This window comes from Acinetobacter sp. Li1LvA2 (genome assembly GCF_056156705.1).
Window position 1 is genome coordinate 343,315 of sequence record NZ_JBSICF010000001.1, and the last position, 20,819, is coordinate 364,133.

The window sequence follows — 20,819 nt, forward strand, 5'->3', positions numbered from 1 at the left end:
ATATAAACTATTTTATAAATAGGTATATAAAATGAAAAATAATATTTTTAAACTTCTTATTCTGATGGTGCTTTCCACTTCCCCATTATTTTGTTATGCAAATAACACAATAATGATAAGAGGAAATATTGTTGAAGATACATGCTCAACACAACATAGCGAGATAGAATGTGTTGAGGTAAACAATTTAAATATTAAACTTGATAGTGAATATTTAAATAAAAATAGCCTTTCTAACTTAGCTCAACATACTGAGAAAATGGACACTAGCATTGAAAGTATAGGCTCTAATCGCAAAGTGGTGGTTATCAATTATCACTAACTTACTAAGGCGTAGCTTTTGAGGCTATTCCTATAATAAGTATGAATTAAGAGTGATTTGTCGAATTCATCGCACATTTTGATGAATTAAATGATGAGTCGCTCTTTTTTATAAAAAATGGCTATTTGTATATTTTTTCTATATACATATGCATAAATTATTCTATATAATTGTATTGTAAGAATTTAAGCTTCTTTTTCACATGATTTGTTCAACTCTTTTTTATTTACATAGTGTTCTTATGTAACTTGCTTTTTTCGGCAGTCTCTCTTTTTCATAAAACAAAAAAACTTTTATAAACAGCTATATAAGCTGTAGTAACCAGCTCTGCATTTCAAATTATAAAATGTGATTTAATTAAAATTATGAAAAAATAATGTGATCTAGTTTGCATTTTGTTTAAGAAGTGTTAATATCGCCGCATTACTTTTCAAGATGTCAAACACTGGAAAAGTAAGGAAATAAACTTTTATCCAGACTTTTGAGAAAACACTATGAAAAAACTTGCTTTGATCGCTGCTCTTTCGGTTGTAGGGATTGCGAATGCTCAAGCTGCTGATGGTACAATTACAATTAATGGTTTAGTTACAGACAAAACTTGTGACATCGTTACTCCAGCTGGTAAAGACTTCACAGTTACTCTTCCAACTGTTTCTAAGCAAACTTTAGCTGTTGCTGGGGATGTTGCTGGTCGTACTCCTTTCCAAATTAAATTAGCTAACTGTTCTGAAGGTAAAGTAGCTACTTACTTCGAACCAGGTGCTAACGTTGACTTTAATACTGGTCGTTTACTTAACAAAGACGCTACTGGTGCTAAAAACGTTAACGTTCAACTTTTAGGTAGCAACAACAACTTCATCCCAGTTCTTGCTGCTGGTGCAAACGGTGCTCAAGCTAACTCTCAATGGGTTGACGTAGCTGCAGCTGGTAGCGCAGACCTTAACTACTATGCTGAATACTATGCAACTGGCGCTTCTACTGCTGGTAAAGTAAACACTTCTGTTCAATACACAATTATCTATCAATAATTGATGGATGAGAGGGTTTCTGTGTTCGCATAGAAGCCCTCTTTTTGTGATGCTTTCCCGAATCTTTGTTGGTTGAGAACTCGAAAAATGAAATTGAACAGTTATAATTTTTTGTTAGGTTTGGCATTTGCTTCAGCAGTTGTTGCACCTGCTACTCAAGCAGAAATTGTAATTCATGGCACTCGTGTGATTTATCCTTCGGATGCTCGTGAAGTTACACTACAAGTTAGTAATAACGGTTCAAAACCAGCACTTGTCCAAGCATGGCTTGATGAAGGCGACTCAAAAAGCACTCCGGACCAATCAAAAGTACCTTTTATGATTGCTCCTCCTATTTCTCGTGTTGAGGCTACAAAAAGTCAGACTCTTCGTATTACTGCTCTGCCAACAGCTTCTCAGCTAAATCAGAAGCAAGAAACAGTTTTGTGGTTAAACGTTTTGGATATTCCTCCAAGACCAACTTCAAAAACTGAAAATACGACGCCTGATAATTTCCTGCAATTAGCAATTCGCTCACGTATTAAATTCTTTTATCGACCAGCTTCGATTAAAGACGATGCGAATTTAGCAGCTGATAAGCTTCAATGGGTTAAATCTGGTCAAAACTTAACGGTAAAAAACCCAACTCCTTTTCATATCACGATGACTTCTGTTTACCAAAAGGCAGGTGATAAAAAAGTTGATTTATTACCTCAAGGTTTAATGATTAAACCTTTTTCTGAAGAGTCTGTTCAGCTTAAGAATGGCAATCTTCAAGATATGAGTTTTATGAATGTCAATGACTATGGTGGTCGAGTCGAACACCAAATAAAACTTCAGTAATCAGATTTATCTTTTTAATAAATTTAAGCACCTATTATGTGAGTAGGCGGACTTAGTTATGCCAAAAAAAAGGCAAGAATCTTATAAATTATTAAAACGCCATATTTGTTACTACTTGGCTTCTGGTGTTGTCACAATGACAATGCCTGTATTCGTGCACGCTGAAGAAACAGTCGCGAGTGCTCCTGTAGAAGCTGAATTTGATTCTGCTTTTTTAATTGGCGATGCTCAAAAAGTTGATATTTCTCGTTTTAAATACGGTAACCCTGTTTTACCAGGCGAATATAATGTTGACGTTTATGTAAATGGCCAATGGTTTGGCAAACGTCGTATGTTCTTTAAAGCATTAGAATCAAATAAAAATGCTGTAACCTGTTTTACAGGAAATACTCTTGCTGAATATGGTGTAAAACAAGAGATTTTAGCGCAGCACGCTTCTCTTCAAAAAGAAAATAGTTGTTATAAAATTGAAGAGTGGGTTGAAAATGCATTTTATGAGTTTGATAACTCTCGCTTACGTGTAGATATCTCGATTCCACAAGTTGCTTTGCAAAAAAATGCGCAAGGCTATGTCGACCCAAGTTTATGGGATCGTGGGATTAATGCAGCTTTTTTATCTTATAACGGCAGTGCCTACAAAACATTTACTCAGTCTAATGATCAAAGCGAAACGTCAAATGCTTTTATGGGCGTGACTGCTGGATTAAATTTAGGTGGTTGGCAATTACGTCATAATGGTCAATGGCAATGGCAAGATACCCCTGCCGAAAATCAATCTAAATCAAGTTACGAAGAAACAAGTACTTACTTACAGCGAGCATTCCCTAAATACCGTGGTGTTTTAACACTTGGGGATAGTTTTACAAACGGCGAAGTATTTGACTCATATGGTTATCGTGGTATCGATTTCTCAAGTGATGATCGAATGCTACCAAATAGTATGCTTGGTTATGCTCCGCGTATTCGTGGTAATGCTAAAACCAATGCAAAAATTGAAGTTCGTCAACAAGGTCAACTTATTTATCAAACAACGGTAGCACCAGGTAACTTTGAAATTAATGACCTTTACCCTACTGGTTTTGGTGGCGAGATTGAAGTTACTGTTATTGAAGCAAATGGTGAAATACAAAAGTTTGCTGTGCCTTACGCATCTGTTGTACAGATGCTACGCCCTGGTATGAATCGTTATTCATTAACTGTAGGTCAGTTCCGCGATCAGGATATTGATCTCGATCCTTGGGTAGTTCAAGGTAAATACCAGCAAGGTATTAACAACTACCTAACAGGTTATACGGGCATACAGGCTACAGAAAATTATGCCGCTGTATTGTTGGGTGCTGCTTTTGCTACGCCAATTGGTGCGATTGCACTTGATGTTACACATTCTGAAGCTGAGTTTGAAAAACAGTCTTCACAATCGGGGCAAAGTTTCCGTTTAAGTTATAGCAAGCTAATTACTCCGACCAACACAAACTTAACATTAGCAGCTTATCGTTATTCAACAGAAAACTTCTACAAATTACGTGATGCTCTACTTATTCGTGATTTTGAAGAAAAAGGTATTAATACCTACTCTGCTGGTCGTCAACGTAGTGAATTCCAAATTACCTTAAACCAAGGGTTACCTGAAGGTTGGGGTAACTTCTATGTAGTGGGTTCGTGGGTTGACTATTGGAACCGTAGCGAAAGTACTAAACAATATCAGCTTGGTTATAGTAATAATTTCCATGGCTTAACTTATGGTTTATCTGCAATTAACCGTAAAGTTGAATATGGCTCAACAAATCAAACACACGATACTGAATATTTAATGACATTATCGTTCCCGATTGATTTCAAAAAGAATTCAGTTAACGTCAACGTTACTGCTTCTGAAGACAGTCGTACTGTTGGTGCAAGTGGAATGGTTGGAGATCGCTTTAGTTATGGCGCTTCAATGTCACATCAGGACTATGCGAATCCATCATTTAACGTAAATGGTCGTTATCGTACTAACTATACAACTGTTGGTGGTTCTTATAGTGTGGCTGACTCTTATCAACAAGCTATGGTTAGCTTAACTGGTAGTGTAGTTGCACATTCAGAAGGTATTTTATTTGGACCTGAACAAGGCCAAACGATGGTACTTGTACATGCACCAGAAGCTGCCGGAGCAAAAGTTAATAATGCTGTTGGTTTAAGCGTCAATAAAGCTGGTTATGCGGTAGTTCCTTATGTTACTCCGTACCGTCTTAATGACATTACCCTCGACCCACAAGAAATGTCGAGCGAAGTAGAACTTGAAGAAACAAGTCAACGTATTGCACCTTTTGCTGGCGCAATTGCTAAAGTAGATTTTGCGACTAAAACTGGTTATGCAGTTTACATTAATAGTAAAACTGTAGATGGCAACAGCTTACCGTTTGCAGCTCAAGTCTTTAACCAAAAAGATGAAGCTGTCGGTATTGTTGCACAAGGTAGTATGATTTACTTACGTACTCCACTTGCTCAAGATCGTCTCTATGTGAAATGGGGTGACGAAAGCCATGAACGTTGTTCAGTTGAGTACAATATTAGTAATCAGTTGCAAAATAAGCAACAAAGCATGGTAATGACTGAGGCTGTCTGCAAATGAAAAAAATATTAATAACAGGTTTCTTATTTACGGCTGGTCTTGGTGTATATGGTGAAGCTAATGCTTACTGTACTTTAGCCAGTAACAAAAAAGGAGGCTCATTTAGCACGGTTGACATTTCCATGGCCGTAGGTCGCGTTGTGATCCGACCAAGTGATCCTGTTGGAATGGTTTTGAGAAAAGCAACTTTTCCAATTACCGACAATGGTTCAATAGCAACATGTACCTCTTATAGCGATACTATTACTGCTGCACTTACCCAAGGCTATGCATTAAGTCCACTAGGGAATAATATCTATTCAACGAATATTCCTGGAATTGGTATTCGGTTATACCGTGAAGCAGAAAATGCAACTAACTTTTCTGGTTATTACCCGTATACCCGTAGTTTAACACCAGGAACAACTTATAATCTTGCTTCGGGATATTTTGTTGTCGAAATTGTGAAAACTGCTACACAGACTGGTTCGGGTGCATTAGTGCCTGGTTTATATAGTCGATATTATGTAAGTGGTTATATAAACCGCCCTTTTTTAACCAGTACAGTTAACGGTGATGCAATTACCATCGCTTCTTCTTCATGTGAAATTCAAGGTAATATTAATAAAGTTGTACAGTTGCCTACAGTTACAAAGGCTGGTTTCAAAGGTGTTGGCTCAACTCAAGGCGAACAAACCTTCGATATGAACATCTTATGTAATGGTGGTATCAACCCAACGGGTTACGAAGAGAAAAACCTCATTAGTTTAACTTACGACTTTACACAAGACGGCACAAACAATCAGGTTTTAACAAATACAGCTGCTGCATCTGAAAAAGCCAATGGTGTGGGTGTACAGTTATTGTGGAACTATCAAAATAAAAATCAGGTCATCAAAAAAGGCGATAAGCTCGCTTTAGGTACATTGTCCTCTAACCAGACACTTCAATATAACATACCGATGACTGCTCGCTACTATCAAACAGCCGCAAATGTGACGGCTGGTAAAGTACGTGCAATGGCTACTGTAACTATTGAATATGATTAATCATATTCAATAGTTTATAAACCTAATAATTTCAAATGCTTAAATATTAATAATAAATTTTGTTTTATCACTACTTTCTAAGAATTTTATACTTAACTTAATAGGAATATTTATGAAAAAAATAGGCATAATTGCTGTTAGTGCAGTGACATTATGTTGGGCAATGTATGAAGTATCTTCTGACAATGCAAATACAGCACTGGGTAAAGAAACTAGTCAAAAAATAGCATCTAAAAGCAGTTCATCAACTACAAAGAATGAAAAATTAGCACCTCAAATGCTTTTGGCTCAAACTACCTACCTTAATTCCTCTGCTCCAGTCTGCCAATATAATTTTGATGCGACTCAAGAAGATTACGATCTTTGGAACAATGAACATACTGACTATTGGCCAATTAAAATATTCCCATTAATAATTGGCCAAAAATTTAGTCTTAAAGTAGAGCCTATGCCAGAAAATGAGTATGGTACTGTAGAGTATGTAGCTAGAAGTAAAGCTAGTCTTAATTCTACTAATGACATTAGTGATTTAATAATACCTCACACAGGTATTATTGCATTTGAAATAGAGCTTAAGATCCCAACCTCAGCTCTTGGGAGCTCATCACTTGGTAATTCTGCTTATTACTCCTCTGGCATTGGTTTTAATGGTATAACAAATAATGGCTATACAGTCAGATCTAATTTTAGGTTTGATATGGGTACTTATGATCCAGATTTTGGTGAGAATCCTGCTAGATTAAGCTATTCTGTAGCTTACCGACTTAGTGATGAGACTGGCCCTGACAGTCGATATTCTAAAGGTCAAAACATGACAAATAATGCAAATGGATATCAAAGATTAGGTATTTATATTAATCAAAACACTAAGCAAGTTGGCTTTATTATAAATGGTGTTGATCAAGGATATAAATCTACTTTGCCTGCCCCACTTGAGAATATACGCTTTTTTGTTTCAAGTGATATATCAATATATGCTGAACAATTATTTGGACAAGAGTTGTCGAACGAACTCATTACTGACCGTAATGCGCTACACTTTAACTACCCTCAGGGTACAACAGACATGTGCGGTAATGCCATTTAACATATAAAATCACAAGTTGTAAAAAAGGGCTGAATCACAGCCCTTTTTTATTTCATTTAGAAATGAATAACTGTACGGATTGATTTACCTTCGTGCATTAAATCAAAAGCGGTATTAATGTCTTGTAAAGGCATGGTGTGCGTTACAAAAGGCTCAAGTTGAATTTCACCTTTCATAGCATCTTCGACCATTTTAGGAAGTTGTGAACGGCCTTTTACCCCACCAAACGCAGTACCTAACCACTTACGGCCTGTAACTAGCTGGAATGGACGAGTCGAAATTTCTTGGCCTGCACCAGCAACACCAATAATGACTGATTGTCCCCAACCACGATGTGCACATTCTAAAGCCGAGCGCATAACATTGACGTTACCAATACATTCAAATGAATGATCTACGCCCCATCCTGTCATTTCTACAATAACTTGTTGAATTGGTTTATCGTAATCTTTAGGATTTAAGAAATCTGTAGCACCAAACTGCTTAGCAAGTTCAAACTTATCTGGGTTTGTATCTACGACAATAATGCGTCCTGCTTTCGCTTGACGCGCACCTTGTACAACAGCTAAACCAATACCGCCTAAACCAAATACGGCAACCGAATCACCTTCTTGTACTTTAGCTGTGTTATGCACGGCGCCAATACCGGTCGTTACACCACATCCAAGTAAACAAACTTGTTCGTGATTCGCTTCAGGATTGATTTTTGCTAAAGATACTTCTGCAACTACTGTATATTCACTAAAGGTTGAACAACCCATGTAATGGTAAATCGGCTCACCATTATAAGAAAAACGTGTGGTTCCATCTGGCATGACACCTTTACCTTGAGTAGCACGTACTGCAACACACAAGTTGGTTTTTCCAGATTTACAGAATAAGCATTCTTTACATTCAGCTGTATAAAGTGGAATCACGTGATCACCTGGTTGAACGCTTGTTACGCCCTCACCCACTTCAACTACAATACCTGCTCCTTCATGACCTAAGATAGCAGGAAAAACACCTTCTGGGTCATCGCCAGATAATGTAAAAGCATCAGTATGACATACCCCTGTATGGGTAATTTTTATTAAAACTTCACCCGCTTGAGGTGGTGCAACATCAACTTCAACAATCTCTAAAGGTTTTCCTGGGGCAAAGGCGACAGCTGCACGAGATTTCATCTTTGGGTTTCCTTTAAATCATTCGGTATTTATAGTCGAGCAAAATAGATTATGTAACAGTAATACAAGAGTTTAATTTTGCTTAAATTAAAATTGGCTTTCATGACAATCCATCACAGCATAGCCAGTCAAGTACGTCTAAGCAAGCCCATGTTTCAAAAAGAAGAAAACCTCTTACTTAAAGAGGTTTCATATCAAATTACTTATCTTATAAATGGTTTATGTTTACTTAGAGGTAAATATCTGGTGGATATGGTGTGTTATCGCTAATTGGCGAATACAAAGTATTTTCAACAAAGAAGCCATTGGGTGCCTGAGTAGTATCGATCGTAATTGAATCAAACATAACTTGTGGATATGCCCAGATAAATTGCTTCATTAAACCTAAAGAAACATTGTTTTTCATGTCACCAAAAATTCGTTGCCAAATAGGTGTTCGATAAGGTTTGGTCTTATCAAATCCATAAATATAAGCAATAGATGCATCAGGAACGAATCCGGAGAGATAGATGACTTTATTTGCCGGATAGCCCAGCCCTTGTATAGGTATTTGGGAAACTGCTTGATGTGCCAAGTCTAAGCGAGCTTCCAATAGCCAGTCATAAGCTTCTGTCATCATGTAATCAAAATTAGGATATGAATAATGTTGGCTTGGATAGTTAATATAAGTGGCTAAAGTCTGAATCGGAGATTGAATAGAAGGAAAGAAAATAAGTGGGCTAACTTTAGCAGTGGAGTATTTCGCTTTGATAACGGTGCGAATGTCTTGGCAGGTTTGACCTAATTTATTTCTGAGCCATGTTTTAAACTCATCATATGGCGTTCCTGTCTTATTCATTGCTTCATAAATTGTACCCAAATCTGGTGCATATAAACCTGTATCTGCATTAAAGGCTAGTTTTGTTGGATAGTCATATACACAAGGTAGATTTGTGTCAGTGTTATACCACCACCAAGGTTCACCAATCTGCATGTTTACATCACATCCCCCTACTACCATTGCATCTGCAAATTCAATAAAGACTTTACGTAGATATGCCAAAGCATTCTGATGACTTAAACTAAAAAAATAGCTCGGTGGTTGGTAGCCTGTTTTACCCAAATTACTGTTCCAGTCACGCTGTGCCCAATATTCATTGGCTCCCAAGGAATACATTTCAAAGCTTACCCCAAAGATGGGTTGCAGACTGGCACTATGTAAAGCTTGAGCATATTTCTCATGCCATTTACGCGTACATGAGTTAACGACTGCTTCACCTGTTACCAACGTATCTGGTATTTGCCATTTATTAATATCACTTTTCCATGTCATTTCAGGATAATGTGACATTCCACAATAGTGGTTAACCAAACCGTTATATCCCAAAGTCACCATATTGTTGACTAAGCGCTGAGGGTTTAAATCATAGTGGTCGTCATAGCTCGTACAGATACCATAATTGTGCTGAGGGACAACCACACGACTCAAATTTAACTTCGCATTTGTACCAGTTACGACTGAATTGGTCAGACGAATGTAGCCATCTTCAGGCTGGCTTAAAGGTAGGGCTGATTGGCTATTATAATGACTAGTGAAACCTGAAAATGAAATCCGTTGAATGTTCGTTACCGGGAAGCTATCTGTAGCAGAAAAGCCAGCTTTTACTGTATCCCAGTTAATATGAATATGTGCCGTTCGCGATGATGGATTATTTGCGTAATTAAATAAGACAACATAGGCAACTTTATCTACACCATTTTCATTATAGTACACCGTTAAAGTGGGCGTTAAAGTTGAATTGTTAAGCACTGGCATCGTGGCAGATAACTCAATATCGAAGTCCCAAACCACCCCTGCATAGCTATATTTGGTTTGATACGCTAAAAATTTATGATCTTTAGTGTCAGAAGAATCCCACGTAATTCCTACTAGATCATTTGCCATTCGCGCTCTAAAAGATGCTTCAAAACCATTTCCATAATTCGTAATAGCAAAAGACATTGTTTGTGGGCCGTCTATTCTCCAATAGATAGGACTAAACCGATCAATAAGTGTATTTTGAGTGATTGGATGTGGTGATGAATTAGAATTATTTTGTACATTTTGTGAGTTAGTTATCATGTCTACATTCTCTTAATGTATTAAGAGGTTTTATCTTAAATAATAATTTTTATTTTATTGTTCAGATAAGTAACAATGACGTTTAAATTATTTACAGTTAATATTTTTAATAAAGCTCAAAATATAGTTAAACAATTAAACTTAATATTATCCTAAAATATTTTTGCACTGAGGAGATAATCAATGTCAAATTTAATGCAGCCTATACATTTTAGGGTGTTGTTTGTATTTACTCCTCTTGTTTTTGCACTAACAGGTTGTAGTGACGCTTTATATTCTCAAAAAACCACATCAGTAAAGACTTCTTCGGAAAATATTACATATCCAAAGATCGATCCATTTTTAGGAGAAAAGTTACAGCCTAATGAGGAAGTGCTAGCTCAGAACATAGCTCAAGTCATTGAAAAGTCAATTCGTGAACAATACACGGCGGGAAATGCTTTACGTGATGCACATCCTAAAGCGCATGGGTGTGTTCGAGCCGAGTTTCATGTCTCAAAAAATATACCTACTCAATTGGCTAAAGGGATATTTATTCCAGATCAAACTTATCAAGCATGGATTCGCTTTTCAAACGCCTCAAATGATGCATCGAATGCGGACATTAATAAAGACGCGCGTGGCATAGCCATAAAACTTTTAGGTGTATCTGGAGACAAAATTTTAGAAAGTGAAAAACAAGCAACCACTCAAGATTTTATTATGATTAATCACCCTGTCTTTTTTGCCAACGATGCTAAACGATATCTTTCTTTCATGAATGATGTGAATAGTCACAATATGATCAGAAAACTTCATATTCCGATTGCTTTGGGTTTTAAAGGAACCATGAATGCACTCGGAGCACGTAATTCGCAAATCGCAAATCCTTTATATGCAAGGTACTGGTCTATGGTGCCCTATCAGCTAGGACTAGGTAATAATCGACAAGCAGTTAAATATTCAGTACGTGCTTGTTCGGTAGTATCAAATAATCTACCTAAAAACCCTAGTCATGATTTTTTAAGAGAAGCTTTAAAGAACACTTTGCAAAGTACAGATGCTTGTATGGAATTTCTTATTCAGCCACGGACCTCAAGCCAAATGTTGGTAGAAGATTCAATGACAGAATGGAATGAGAAAGCAGCTCCTTTTTATCAAGTGGCGACTATCCATATTCCAAAGCAAAACTTTGATACAGCTGAACAAAATAAGTTTTGTGAAAATCTATCTTTTACGCCGTGGCACGCCTTACCAGAACATAGACCATTAGGTGCAGTAAATCGAATGCGTAAAGTTATTTATGAAAATATCAGCAGAGTTCGGCATGATATGAATTCAGCACCTAGACAAGAACCTTAAATACCTTATGCATTAATGCCCTTGCTTGTATCTATAGTGATACGATCAATGAAATCTGCCAACCATAAAATAAACTCATCTTCATTTTTATGTCTTGGTATCAAGCTCATGTCTAATCTAATAGGTAATTCATTTTTAAAGCTAACAACTGCACCATCGAAATTCACAAAGTTATATAAAAATTTTAATTCTGTACCTGCAATGGCTTTTTTGATTTCAATGATGAGATTATTTAAGTTTTTAAAATGATTGTTAGAGTATTTATATTTAATATTTTTATTAATTTTTTCTGCTAATAGTAAGTATTTTGGCATTTCTATCTCCTTATTAATTATTTATAAAATATAAGTATAATTTCAAAGTTATAAAAATAAGTTTTTAATTTTTATTAAATTGTTTCTGAGTTTTTAATTTTAAGTGATAAGTTACGCCTAGAGTAACAGTATATTGTTAAAAATGTGATTTAGTTTGACTTATATTCTGATTGAATTAGTAGGTATTTAATATTGACTAAAATACTTAGGTTTTAAGATTTTATTAAATAGGCTCAATATATTTAATCTATCAAGCCTATTTGATTTTTAATATTTACTTGAAACTAAAAATTACTTTTTAAAATCTTAAGTAAGTTCCTGGAAAATTTTCATTTTATGAATTTTCCCACATTTCCTGCATTCTTTGATTTCATTATGAGCAATGTCAAAGTCATATTCCCATATATGAATACAGAAAATTTGTCTAAGATTGTGGAGCATAGACACCTCCTTATAAAAAACTGACTCAGCAGTTAGTTCTTTATCAATGTACTTCGCTTATTTTGATGAATTTTCCTCTTTAGCTTTATCCTCCTTGTGTTTACAGCAGTAACCAAAAACAGCACCAGCACTAAAGAAAAACATAGCTTTGAACATTGGTATCTCCAAAAGATAATTAAGTAAATTAAAAATTAACATTCAAGGTTGTATCTGTTTTTAGGCCAATAGAGCTGATTCTGTGCGTTATGCAAACTTTTGTGAAAAGTTATAACAATATATTTTATAAGAATAAGAGAGCTAAATTAAAAAACCGCCCCAGAAGGCGGTTGCTGAATTTACAGCGACATATAGAAGTGTAGTGGACGATCACTTCTATATTTTTGAACTTATTTTTCTTCTTTTATAATTTTAGTAAAGGCATCTGATTTGAAATAATTAATAATCATCTCCCCATGATCACTTGTCGATGATGACACTTTAGGAGGTTCGTCATAGTTAAACTTAAAGTCTGGAGGAATAAATTTCGAGATTGGTGGAAGCTTGGCCTCTCCTCCCGTTGTAATTCTTTCAATAAAACCCGCGAGCCAAAGTATATATTCATCTTTATTTTTATGGTTGGGCATGAGGCTCATATCCAACTTAATTGCACACTCTTCTAATGGCTTGGTTAAGCACTCTTCAAAATCTATAAAATTATATTTAAGTTTAAACTTAGTTCCTTTAATTTCCTTACGAATTACACCAACCAACTGATTTAAGTTCTCAGCTGAGCTTTCAGAAAATAATTTTTTGTCATTAATTTTTTTATAAACATTCTCAGCAATGATTAAATATTGTGGCATTTTATTTTCTCCCTTTTATTATCAGGCTACTCACTCAGCCTTTTAAGGAAGTATGATAGATATCATGTTTTCTAATGTAATTGTTGTGCTGCCAATTGTAATTAGTGTGTTTTTGTGAAACTTGCAAGCATAACCATCCGAAAAAATTAAAGTTAATGCAAACTGAGTCTCGTTTTTTTTGCTAAGCATTTATTTTAATCAAAAATTATTTTTAGCTCATCTAAAGTTGGAAGCTGATTATAAGATTGATCTGCAATTACGGTATTTGCCCAGTTTGTCTTCGAGAATATACAAAAATTAAGCTTCTTTAGAACCTGAATGTCTTTATCTAAGAGACCTAATGGAATCCACATAAAATGAGTAGCTCCTACCAAATTAGGTACAGGCGATCCACATTTACTACAAAACGAAGAGGTGAAGCCCGTTTCTTTTTTATAGGTACGGATAAACTCGAAACCTGACAACCATTCAAATTTATCTCGACTCACTAAAGTTGCTGCATTGGCTCCTGTTCCGGTTTGTTTACGACAGAGACTACAGTGGCAATGGTACACTGTCTTGATTTCGTTAATGATAGAAAATTTGACTTCACTGCATAGACAAGAACCGACATGACTCATCTCGAGCATCCTTAGAAAATAATATTGAATATAGCATTAGCCTTAAAAAGGTTAAATTTAACTTTATATGTTTAAATGGATATGCTCTCTTTGAAGGGCTTATAAATATAAGGAATTGCTAGAGTTGAGGCTTGGCAGAATGCATTTATACCGTTTAATATGAATTTTGACATATAAATTGAATATAAAGATGCTGTGATGTGCTTATCTTGGATGCGACTTTAAAAGCTTACATGATTAATCAGCTCTATCAGCACTACAGTAGTATGGCATTAAATGCCTGGGGATTCATAAATACACCTTCGTATAGAGATACATACGACCCTGATGAGAATGATACAGTGATTAATAGAGTGAATTGGTTAAATGATGAGCAAGCTATAGAGAAAACGAAACAAGGATTAACCGCTTTTGTGGCATTAGATGATGCTTTTATTAGTATCGCTTCACGTATGTATTTGATTAGAAATGCAAAAGAAAAAATAGATTTACAATATTATATTTGGACCAATGATTTCATTGGGAATTTGATGCTGCATGAGTTGTTAACGGCGGCAGATCGTGGTGTAAAAATCCGCTTACTCATTGATGATCAAAATGGAATAAAGCTTGATGGCGTTCTAAGAAGCCTTCTACACCACCCTAATTTTGAAATTCGATTATTCAATCCTTATAAATTTAGATATTTAAGAATCTTAGACTATATTTTTCGGTTTAAGAAAGTAAACCATCGCATGCATAATAAATTAATTATTGCAGATGGCGTGATTGCAGTAACAGGTGGTAGAAATATTAGTAGTGAATACTTTGATGCGAGTAGCAAGTTCCAATTTACCGATCTAGATATTTTATTTTATGGGCATACGGTACAGCATGCTCAAGAAGTATTTAATGACTTTTGGCAAAGTGAACTAAGTCAAAATGCTACCGAGCTCATAGGTACATGTGCTGTCCATCACTTACAATCATTAAGGCAGCATTATCATGATCTACTTCATGAAAGTGAAAATCATAGTCAAACCGAAGATAAACTTTATGATGCTCAAAGTTATTTGAAAGAGCTTTTAGAACACTATCCTATTCAATGGTCAAAAGCATATTTCGTTGCAGATTCACCAAAAAAACTCTTAGGAACAGCTTCTAAAGAAGAGATGCTTTATGGACAAGTCCTAAAGATTATGGGTGAACCAAAGCAGCACATCGAATTGGCTTCGGCTTATTTTGTTCCTACACAGCAAGGCGCTTACTATTTAAAACAGTTAAAAGTTCAAGGTGTTAAAGTCAGGGTGCTAACTAACTCTTTTGCTGCAAATGATGTGGCAATTGTGCATGCTTTTTATAGTCAATATCGGGTCGAAATGCTTAAAAGCGGTGTGGAGCTATTTGAGTTTAAGCCATTTTTAGAACGCAGACGTAGAACATGGTATGAAGTGGTAACTGGGAGTGTGATTCCAGCAAAAGGTAAAAATAAATCGAGCTTGCATGCCAAATTTTTTGATGTGGACGGTAAAGTATTTATTGGTTCTTTTAACTTTGATCCACGTTCGACTTACTTAAATACTGAGGTTGGTCTTGTTATTGAATCGAGTCAATTACAAGCTCAAATTTCGGTCATGCTCGATCAGCATTTACCTCAAGTCGCTTATCAGCTTAAGTTAAACAGTGAAGGTAAAATTATTTGGTTAGATTATCAGTCGAATGGACAAGTTGTTGAATATGAAAAAGACCCAGATACGAGCCTTTTCCAACGTACAATGATTAAAGCCGTTTCATATTTGCCAGTTGAATGGATGATGTAAGAAGACTTCAACTTGACTTATAAAATCCCAATCTCTTGAAAAAATTTCTGATAAGCCTCAGCTTTTTTCTCTAGCGCTAATGGATAAGCTCGAGAAGAAGATGGTAAGCGATATAAATTAATATCTCTTCCTGCAAAGTAAGTCGAGGTAGATGTCCCTATAAGGGGTTTTTCAGTGTTCTCGGGTAAAACTGAAATTAAGGTATCAGTTGCTTTATCGCCTGTGGTCATGATGGTCTGACAAAGAGGAATCTGCTGAAGCAAAACTGTAAGATCTGTTGGCGTTACGATTTCAAGAAATTTATCTGCGGCATTTCCCTTCAACCGCTTAATTTGATAAGCCGTGTCAAAGATTGCAATACCTGTTTCAATTAAGAAATTTCGGATACGTTCTTCATTAAAATTTTTTTGGTTCTCACTTAAAAAGTAAGTTTTGTCTTGGAAAAAAATTAAACCAAAAATTCGCCACATATCATTTTGGAAATTTGGATAGTAAAAATCCATCTTCCATTTATTACGCGGTGGTGGAAAGCTACCTAACATGAGTAAACGCGCATTTTCAGGTAAAAAGGGTTCTAGTGGATGTGTTTCTATCTCAATTATCATAAAAAATCAGTGTTTACTTAAAAACTTTATAAACAAATTAACCTATTTTTTAGTTAATCACGAGTCATGAAATGCAATTTCTCTTAATTAAAGCGTTAATGGGAAAAATCAGCTCTCACTGAAAAACATTGAGGTGACAACTCTGTAGGAATCACCTCAATAATTTATAACGTTAAGTGATCTGGTGAACTCAAGCTTATTAAGAGTTCAAGACTTTAAAAACCTTACCTGTTCTTGGATGAGCAAAACTGTTATCCGGATCTAAATTAATGACTTTATCCGAAATCACAATTTTAGAAAGTGGCAACCAGCTTTGCTCTTGTTCAGCTTGGACAAAGTTTTTTTCATAAATATTTTCATAAATTTGTTCAACTACAATTTCCATACCACACATACTTTTGGCATTTACTTCTTTTAAAATATGGCGCTTTGACATTCTAGTCTCCTTTTTTATTATCCGCATCGCTAATAATAAAGACTCCACTGATACAATATGTAAATTTTAATAATGAAAGTGTTTTTTTTGTTTTAATCATACTTTTGTAATAATTAAATGAATAGTTGAGTAATTATTTAATTTAAATATTATCTTTAAGTTAAGCTATTTAAAATAATTATGAGTTTTAATAAAATTAAAGGGTTCATTATCTGAACCCCTTCTTTATTTAATTTTAAACTTGTACAGCGTTATCAATTGAGCCGTCATCTTGGTTTTGGACCCTATCTTTACTAGTCACTGAGTCGCTATCGTGATCTGTGTTAAAACTCTTACTGTTCTTTTGCTTCTTCTTGTAGACACACATCCCAATCGCAATACCTGTTCCTATCACTAAAATTGACTTTAACATTTTGCACCTCTTCGATTGACGGAGTAACTTTTGAAAAATCAGCTTTAATTAATAGCACATAATTTGTTATTTAACGGCTTTCATTTGCTCCGCTTTTGTAAGGTATTTAATTTTTATGTTAATTGAATAGTGTAATAGTTAAAAAATAAATTTTGATACAAAGTAAAAAGCCTATTCTATATTTTGAATAGGCTTTTTACTGTATTTCAGGATTAAGCAGTATTATGAATTGCTTTAAGCAATCTTATTATCTTTGAATACACTACAAATGTATTTAATGCTGAACTTTTAGTCAAGATAGGATTGAGGAGTTTTACTAATAATTAGTAATTATTGTGATGACTATCACGTTTATTTTATTGAGATAAGAAAAAACCCATTTCTACTTCTCATGAAGAAATGGGTAATGTGAAAACCACAAAAGACCTGAAATACCAAATGTTCTTACATTCAGTAGGGTTGAGTGTAGTGAATATACCGAATGGTTGACAATTAAACTATTTGTATTTTTTTAGTCATTTCGGCCAATAAAAAAACAGTTATGATTCTGTAGATTAATTCTGTTTAGTCACTCATTATTGACCAAAAATTCTATCAAGCACTCTCATCCAATTATTCATACATATATTTTCAATTAGCGTTTTAGAATAACCACGCTGTTGCATACCTTCAATTAAACGATGTAGGCCAGTTACATCTTCAAGTTCAGTACCAATAAGTGCACCGTCAAAATCCGATCCAAAACCTACGTGTTCTTCGCCTAAATGATCCATTAAATATTCTAGATGTTCCAAAATTACATCTATGGATGTATTCGCATTGCGTTGCCCGTCCGTCCGTAAAAAAGCAACATCGAAGTTTACCCCAACCATACCTTTACTTTCCCGAATTGCTTTGAGCTGTGGGTCAGTTAAATTACGGGCTTGAGGACATAAAGTATGTGCATTAGAGTGCGTTGCTACAATTGGCTGCTGCAATATATCTACAGTATTCCAAAAAGCTTTCTCATTCATATGAGAAACATCAATCACCATTTTTTTATCTGCGCAGCGTTTTATAAAATCTTTGCCATCACTCGTGAGACCTGCTCCTGTGTCGGGTGAGTGAGGAAACTTAGCATTTAAACCATGCCCAAAACGACTAGGTCTATTCCAGAGTGGGCCAATACTACGCAGGCCTTTTTCATAAAATATATCGAGTAAATCAGGATTTTCTTGTAAAGCTTCAGCTCCTTCCATATGCAATATAATTGCTAGCTTTTGTTCTACTAAGCAATCCTGAATATTTTGGACCGATGTACAAATTTTAATATTTTTAGAGCGCTGACTAAGTTGATGAGCTAAATCGAGTTGTTCCAAGCAAATTTGTTCAATTTGCTGTTGGGTAAAATCAGAAGCATTTTGATCAAATAGTTTATTGGCATGATGCTGTTGAACATAGCTATATGGAGGTAAAAAAATTGCAAACATTCCCCCCATAAAACCAGCTTGTTGACAGCGTTTTAGATCAAGATGGCCCGCTAGGCGTTCATGAATAAAAGCATGTACTGGATCTGAATGATCACTTAGCCATAAACGTGTTAGAGCATCATTATGCCCATCGAAAGCTGGAATATGGCTAGGCTTCATAAGTATTCCTATTACTTGCTATATGTCTGTAATCGTGTGGACTGGAATATTTTGTGTGGCGCTTAAAGACTTAGAGTTTCGACTATTACGGAAAACTAACTGTTGTAGAGGTGCAGCCAACTGACTTTCTGCGCGTGCTTGTTCAATCATTTGATGATACGGCGATTTTCCGCATACAGGATCGGCATTAGCCGCGTCTCCGGTCAGCATATAGGCCTGACAACGACATCCACCAAAATCACGATCTTTATCTGGGCAACTACGGCACCCTTCTGGCATCCATGCATCGCCACGGAAATGATTAAACCCCGTTGATTTGTACCAGATATCTGACAATTTATGTTCACGGACGTTTGGAAAGGAAATTGGTAATTGTCGTGCTGCGTGGCAAGGCAGTGCCATACCGTCTGGAGCAACTGTAAAGAAGATTTTACCCCAGCCATTCATACAGGCTTTTGGTCGTTCTTCATAATAATCAGGCACTACAAAAATGAGTTTGCAAGGATGATTTTGCGCTTTTAATTTTTCTCGATATTCATTGGTAATCCGTTCTGCACGTACCAGTTGCTCTTGGGTGGGTAATAAACCTTGGCGGTTTAAAAAAGCCCAACCGTAAAACTGACAAATTGCTAACTCAACTGTATCTGCATTAAGTTCTAGGCAAAGTTCAATGATTTGTTCTATCTGGTCAATGTTATGTCGATGAATAACAAAGTTAAGTACCATTGGGTAATCATACTTCTTAACTAGTCGGCACATTTCATACTTTTGTTCAAAAGCATGCTTTGAACCTGCTAAGGCATCATTTACCACTGGGTCACTCGCTTGGAAGCTCACTTGAATGTGATCTAACCCCGCTTGCTTTAAATCAGCAATGCGTTGTTCGGTAAGGCCCATACCCGAAGTAATTAAGTTAGTATAAAAGCCTTGTTGATGAGCATGTGCAACGAGTTGTTCTAAGTCCTGACGTACCAGTGGTTCACCGCCAGAAAAACCAAGTTGAACAGCACCCATCTGACGTGCCTGATTAAAAACATCAAACCACTCTTGAGTGGTTAGTTCATTTTTATGCTGAGCGTAGTCTAATGGGTTTGAGCAATATGGGCATTGTAGCGGACAACGATAAGTTAACTCCGCTAATAACCATAAAGGTAGACCAACACCTTCTGTCATACCAAGTCGATCCAGTGTTGTTGCTTTGCGACTAGCATGTAATCCACTACATCCTGATCAATCTCAGCAATATCACCAAATTTTTGCTTTAACTGAGCAATAATTGCGGAAACATTTTGCTGCCCATCAATATATTGCCCAATTGCCCCTGCACTTTCATTTAACTTGATCATGCCTTCAGGATATAAAATCACAAAACCATTTTGAGCTGGCTCGAACTGAAAACGGTAACCTTGTCGCCATGTTGGCACAAGGTTTAAATCAAACTGCTCTTTATTCATTTAAATAGTCCTTTGTGCCAAACTCGTTTGCTCGTCACAGTGTGATAGGGTGCTTCATTGTGAACATGTGCAAGTGTTAGAGCATCTAAAATGCTCCATAAAATATCCAGTTTAAACTGCAATATTTCAAGCATTCGCTCTTGTTGCTCATGAGTTGTAAATGAATCAAGCGTAATTGTTAAACCATGTTCAACATCACGGCGTGCCTGACTTAAACGAGAACGGAAATATTCATAGCCTTTATCATCAATCCATGGATAATGCTGCGGCCATGAATCAAGTCGTGACTGATGAATTTGTGGAGCAAAAAGTTCAGTTAAAGAACTACTCGCTGCTTCACGCCATGTAGCACGCCGTGCAAAATTCACATAGGCATCTACTGCAAAGCGAACACTCGGTAATACCAGTTCTTCAGAAATAACTTGTTCACGACTCAAGCCCACAGCTTCGGCTAAGCGTAGCCATGCTTCTCGACCACCGCCATCTGGATATTCACCATCTTGATCGATCATGCGTTGAATCCATTCTTGACGGACTCGTTGGTCGGGGCAATTTGCCATAATCGCCGCATCTTTAAGCGGAATATTAATTTGATAGTAATAGCGGTTTGCAACCCAAGCCTGAATTTGTTGCTGGGTGGCTTTACCTTCATACATCATCACGTGAAATGGATGATAGATATGATAATACTGACCTTTATCGATAATGGCTTGTTTAAATTGTTCTGTCGTTAAAGCTTCAGGTGTTTGAGTCATATTT

General features: G+C 36.0%; 20 protein-coding genes. 8 read left to right on the forward strand and 12 right to left on the reverse strand.

What is annotated here, in order from left to right; genetic code table 11:
* Window positions 1-31 precede the first annotated feature (31 nt).
* From ACS604_RS01550 to ACS604_RS01575, 6 genes are all read left to right on the forward strand, one after another.
* Window positions 32-322, forward strand: a complete 291-nt coding sequence (locus ACS604_RS01550; RefSeq protein WP_049836651.1) for a hypothetical protein — start codon at window positions 32-34, stop codon at window positions 320-322.
* 494 nt (window positions 323-816) lie between these two features.
* On the forward strand, window positions 817-1,350 hold the full coding sequence (locus ACS604_RS01555; RefSeq protein ID WP_000731817.1) for a fimbrial protein: 534 nt from the start codon (window positions 817-819) through the stop codon (window positions 1,348-1,350).
* Between the two features lie 87 nt (window positions 1,351-1,437).
* Window positions 1,438-2,172, forward strand: coding sequence for a fimbrial biogenesis chaperone (locus ACS604_RS01560; RefSeq protein WP_004792379.1), 735 nt, complete (start codon window positions 1,438-1,440; stop codon window positions 2,170-2,172).
* Between the two features lie 58 nt (window positions 2,173-2,230).
* On the forward strand, window positions 2,231-4,786 hold the full coding sequence (locus tag ACS604_RS01565; RefSeq protein ID WP_474769633.1) for a fimbria/pilus outer membrane usher protein: 2,556 nt from the start codon (window positions 2,231-2,233) through the stop codon (window positions 4,784-4,786).
* On the forward strand, window positions 4,783-5,814 hold the full coding sequence (locus tag ACS604_RS01570; RefSeq protein ID WP_474769635.1) for a fimbrial protein: 1,032 nt from the start codon (window positions 4,783-4,785) through the stop codon (window positions 5,812-5,814). Before ACS604_RS01565 ends, ACS604_RS01570 begins: the two co-directional genes overlap by 4 nt.
* Window positions 5,815-5,926: 112 nt before the next feature.
* The gene (locus tag ACS604_RS01575) at window positions 5,927-6,901 is read left to right on the forward strand and encodes a DUF4882 family protein (protein ID WP_474769637.1); all 975 of its coding nucleotides are present in this window, start codon (window positions 5,927-5,929) and stop codon (window positions 6,899-6,901) included.
* Window positions 6,902-6,957: 56 nt separating this feature from the next.
* On the opposite strand, the gene ACS604_RS01580 is transcribed toward ACS604_RS01575, so the two are convergent.
* Window positions 6,958-8,067 (reverse strand): S-(hydroxymethyl)glutathione dehydrogenase/class III alcohol dehydrogenase, encoded by a 1,110-nt coding sequence (locus tag ACS604_RS01580; RefSeq protein WP_474769639.1) that lies wholly within the window; start codon window positions 8,065-8,067, stop codon window positions 6,958-6,960.
* A 229-nt stretch (window positions 8,068-8,296) separates the two neighbouring features.
* Window positions 8,297-10,168 carry a non-contractile tail sheath protein gene (locus ACS604_RS01585; RefSeq protein WP_474769640.1) on the reverse strand — a complete coding sequence of 624 codons (1,872 nt, stop codon included), beginning with the start codon at window positions 10,166-10,168 and terminating at the stop codon, window positions 8,297-8,299.
* Window positions 10,169-10,351: 183 nt separating this feature from the next.
* Between ACS604_RS01585 and ACS604_RS01590 the strand changes: the two genes are divergently transcribed.
* The gene (locus ACS604_RS01590; RefSeq protein ID WP_474769642.1) at window positions 10,352-11,509 is read left to right on the forward strand and encodes a catalase family protein; all 1,158 of its coding nucleotides are present in this window, start codon (window positions 10,352-10,354) and stop codon (window positions 11,507-11,509) included.
* Window positions 11,510-11,514: 5 nt separating this feature from the next.
* Here the strand turns inward: ACS604_RS01590 and ACS604_RS01595 are convergent, their stop codons facing one another.
* From ACS604_RS01595 to ACS604_RS01605, 3 genes are all read right to left on the reverse strand, one after another.
* Window positions 11,515-11,823 (reverse strand): hypothetical protein, encoded by a 309-nt coding sequence (locus ACS604_RS01595; protein WP_004792391.1) that lies wholly within the window; start codon window positions 11,821-11,823, stop codon window positions 11,515-11,517.
* A gap of 827 nt (window positions 11,824-12,650) precedes the next feature.
* On the reverse strand, window positions 12,651-13,106 hold the full coding sequence (locus ACS604_RS01600) for a hypothetical protein (protein WP_474769645.1): 456 nt from the start codon (window positions 13,104-13,106) through the stop codon (window positions 12,651-12,653).
* Window positions 13,107-13,300: 194 nt separating this feature from the next.
* Entirely contained in the window at window positions 13,301-13,735 is a 435-nt protein-coding gene (locus ACS604_RS01605) for a GFA family protein (RefSeq protein ID WP_081399510.1), read from the reverse strand.
* A gap of 200 nt (window positions 13,736-13,935) precedes the next feature.
* Between ACS604_RS01605 and ACS604_RS01610 the strand changes: the two genes are divergently transcribed.
* Window positions 13,936-15,525 (forward strand): phospholipase D family protein, encoded by a 1,590-nt coding sequence (locus ACS604_RS01610; RefSeq protein WP_474769646.1) that lies wholly within the window; start codon window positions 13,936-13,938, stop codon window positions 15,523-15,525.
* A gap of 17 nt (window positions 15,526-15,542) precedes the next feature.
* Here ACS604_RS01610 and ACS604_RS01615 read toward each other — a convergent pair whose 3' ends face one another.
* The 7 genes from ACS604_RS01615 to pqqC all read right to left on the reverse strand — a co-directional run bounded on the left by ACS604_RS01615 (window position 15,543) and on the right by pqqC (window position 20,815).
* Window positions 15,543-16,130: a uracil-DNA glycosylase family protein gene (locus ACS604_RS01615; protein ID WP_440202502.1), complete on the reverse strand. Its 588-nt coding sequence runs from the start codon at window positions 16,128-16,130 to the stop codon at window positions 15,543-15,545.
* Window positions 16,131-16,329: 199 nt separating this feature from the next.
* Window positions 16,330-16,566, reverse strand: a complete 237-nt coding sequence (locus ACS604_RS01620) for a hypothetical protein (RefSeq protein WP_004792401.1) — start codon at window positions 16,564-16,566, stop codon at window positions 16,330-16,332.
* A gap of 235 nt (window positions 16,567-16,801) precedes the next feature.
* Entirely contained in the window at window positions 16,802-16,978 is a 177-nt protein-coding gene (locus ACS604_RS01625; protein WP_004792403.1) for a hypothetical protein, read from the reverse strand.
* Window positions 16,979-17,553: 575 nt separating this feature from the next.
* Window positions 17,554-18,606, reverse strand: a complete 1,053-nt coding sequence (locus tag ACS604_RS01630) for a dipeptidase (protein ID WP_474769648.1) — start codon at window positions 18,604-18,606, stop codon at window positions 17,554-17,556.
* Window positions 18,607-18,624: 18 nt separating this feature from the next.
* Window positions 18,625-19,779 carry a pyrroloquinoline quinone biosynthesis protein PqqE gene (pqqE, locus tag ACS604_RS01635; protein ID WP_474769650.1) on the reverse strand — a complete coding sequence of 385 codons (1,155 nt, stop codon included), beginning with the start codon at window positions 19,777-19,779 and terminating at the stop codon, window positions 18,625-18,627.
* Window positions 19,776-20,060, reverse strand: coding sequence for a pyrroloquinoline quinone biosynthesis peptide chaperone PqqD (gene pqqD / locus ACS604_RS01640; protein WP_004792407.1), 285 nt, complete (start codon window positions 20,058-20,060; stop codon window positions 19,776-19,778). Before pqqD ends, pqqE begins: the two co-directional genes overlap by 4 nt.
* Entirely contained in the window at window positions 20,057-20,815 is a 759-nt protein-coding gene (gene pqqC, locus ACS604_RS01645) for a pyrroloquinoline-quinone synthase PqqC (protein ID WP_312823260.1), read from the reverse strand. The genes pqqD and pqqC overlap by 4 nt, the downstream gene beginning before the upstream one ends.
* Between the last annotated feature and the right edge of the window lie 4 nt (window positions 20,816-20,819).